Raw genomic sequence first — 2363 nt, 5'->3', positions numbered from 1 at the left:
AACACGGCGCTCAAGAGAACGCCGGCCCCTGCGCGAACGCCGGGTCGGGACAGGAAGGGCGGGGGGTTCACGTCCCGGGCCGGTCCGCTTCGACCGGTGCGGGGATCACGATGCGCCGGTTGGCCAGGCCAGGCGGCGCCGCTTCCGGCCGCACGACGCGGTCCTTGGGGATCTCGATCGGGCGGCCTGCGCCGTCGACGAACTGGCGGTCCGGCGCGTACATCAGGATGGGTTCGATGGCCTGGCCATCGTCGGTCGTCTGGTAGTGGCGCACATAGCCCTCGGGGAGCGCAAAGTCTTCCGGCACGGCAATGCCCACCAGCGGCGGGCTGGTGCCAGGCGGCGAGAAGGCGCCGATGCCGGTGTAGACGCCCGCCCGGTGCAGGCGGTCGAGCACCTCGGCCATCGACGGGTTCTCGCCGGCGTTGAGGTAGTCGCGCAGGTCGGGGGTCTGGTCACCCTCGGGATCGCGCATGCGGGCGACAGGCCGCGCCACGGCGGCCGCGCTGCTTGCCGCGCGCTCCGGCTCGGAGGCCGACTCGTCGACCGGCGCCGGCTCGCGCCACGCCGACGGAAAGACCTCGCTGCTGCTCGCCACGCGGACCGGCTCCTCGGCCTGGCTCACCCAGTAGCCAATGCTGCCCGCCACCACAAGCAGCGCCAGAACGAGGTAGCCGAAGGCCGGACCAAAGGCCCGGCTTTCGGTGGCCGGGTCGGTGGGCCTCTGCGGGCCGCTGCGACTCGGTTCGTTCATGGCGCCGCCTTGCCCCGGCCTCAGGGAGCCGTCGGGTTGCTGACCGACATGGCCCAGCCCGAGCGCTCGTGCGCGTAGCGGTTCCAGATCGGGCTCTTGCCGTCGGTGAACGAGCTGTAGCGCGGGGATGCCGAGCCGGAGGCCGTGCCCGTCAGGCCGGTGGAGACATTGCCGCCGGTGTAGGTCGGGTGGATGTCGTCGGACTGGATGTAGTCGTAGGTGGTGCCGGCACTGATGCCCTTGACGTTGGCATCGCGGATGGTCGAGCGCAGCGTCTGCGTGATGCGGGTCACGTAGGCCGACTCGCTCTCGCCCGGCACGTACTTGATGGCTTCGGAGTCGACGAGGCCGTCACCGTTGGTGTCGTAGTCGGCGGCGTGGTACATGGCGAAGTTGTCCACGTACACGAAGCCCTTCTGGCGGGCGTAGTCGCCCATCAGCCAGTTCACGCGGGCGGCGTAGCGCAGCATCATCTCGGAGATGTTGACGCCCTTGCCGGTGCTCGCGTCCTTGCAGGAGCTGATCTTGTTGTACGCGTCGAGGCCGGGGTAGTGCAGGTTGCCGATGATCTTGAGCTTGACGCCGGAGTAGGCGTTGGCGTTGATGTAGTCCATGGCCTTGGCCACATGCGTGCGGCAACTCTCGGTGCCCGATTCGAGCTTGGTGTAGCTGCAGGTGCCGCTCTGCGAGTTGAAGTCGGCGCGGTTCTGCAGGCCGTCGTTGCCGCACATCTCGAAGGCGACCACGCGGGTGCTGCTGTTCTGCATGTACGCGCGCTCGGCGACGATCTTGTTGTCGTAGATGTCCTTGGCCAGGGCGCCCGACTTGGTGCGGCGGATGCTCTCGATGTCGGCCTTCCACAGCACCGACAGGTAGTCGGCCTGCACGGTGGGGGCGGAGTACTTGGCGACGCTGGTCACGCCGGTGTTGAAGCCCGCGAAGATCGAGTCGCCATAGGCCACGACACGGTACTTGGTGGTGGTGAGCGACCGGTCGACGGTCCAGGAAGCGTTCTGGGTGATGGTGCTCGCCACCGCGTCGGCACCCACGGCCATCAGGGCCACGGCGGGCAGCAGGGCGCGCAGAACGGTGCGCAAACGCTGCGCGGGAATGCAAGTCGTCATGTGTGTCTCCTCGGAGTCTTGCGATTTGGATTTGTCGTGGAACCAGGACGCCCCAATCCGCGAGGCCGGCCTGACCGCGGCTTGGTATTCCGCAGGCTGCAATCTAGTTAAATAGTGCACGACTGTCCACTAATTGAGGGAAAACGAGGAGGCCGGCGACGGGTCGCCCAGCGACTGCCGCCTCATCGTTCAGGTCAAATTCATTTCTTTCAACGACTTACCGCACTTCCCAGGGTTTTCTCTCTTGGCATGATCGGCTCGCCTTTCGAATTAAGTGGACATGCGTCCAAAAAAAGAGGCCCCGCAGGGCCTCGTGAACGGAGAGCGGATGACGCCTTCTCTTACTGCACGGCCGCCGCCAGGCCGGTGCGCACCGCGGCGGCAGGCGCCGGGCCGACCTCGACGAAGCTGTCGTTGGCCACCGTGTAGGCCGGCCAGGTCAGGCTCGTCGTGCTGGGGTTGCCGGTCTTGGCGAAGTTGGTCCA

General features: G+C 67.0%; 2 protein-coding genes. Both read right to left on the bottom strand.

The window, feature by feature from the left end; translation table 11 throughout:
* Positions 1-67 precede the first annotated feature (67 nt).
* Positions 68-754 (bottom strand): hypothetical protein, encoded by a 687-nt coding sequence (locus VFL64_RS08375; protein ID WP_489539920.1) that lies wholly within the window; start codon positions 752-754, stop codon positions 68-70.
* A 20-nt stretch (positions 755-774) separates the two neighbouring features.
* Positions 775-1878: an SGNH/GDSL hydrolase family protein gene (locus VFL64_RS08370; RefSeq protein WP_489539919.1), complete on the bottom strand. Its 1104-nt coding sequence runs from the start codon at positions 1876-1878 to the stop codon at positions 775-777.
* Positions 1879-2363 lie beyond the last annotated feature (485 nt).

The sequence above is a fragment of the Rhizobacter sp. genome, from assembly GCF_035702065.1.
In the GTDB taxonomy this organism is placed as follows: Bacteria; Pseudomonadota; Gammaproteobacteria; order Burkholderiales; family Burkholderiaceae_C; genus Rhizobacter.
Note: the sequence above shows the minus strand (reverse complement) of the source record. Positions and strands in the feature narration are given on the sequence as shown.

Coding starts and splice junctions, on each gene's coding strand:
- VFL64_RS08370 (WP_489539919.1), bottom strand. CDS start 1,878: ATGACGACTTGCATTCCCGCGCAGCGTTTGCGCACCGTTCTGCGCGCC.
- VFL64_RS08375 (WP_489539920.1), bottom strand. CDS start 754: ATGAACGAACCGAGTCGCAGCGGCCCGCAGAGGCCCACCGACCCGGCC.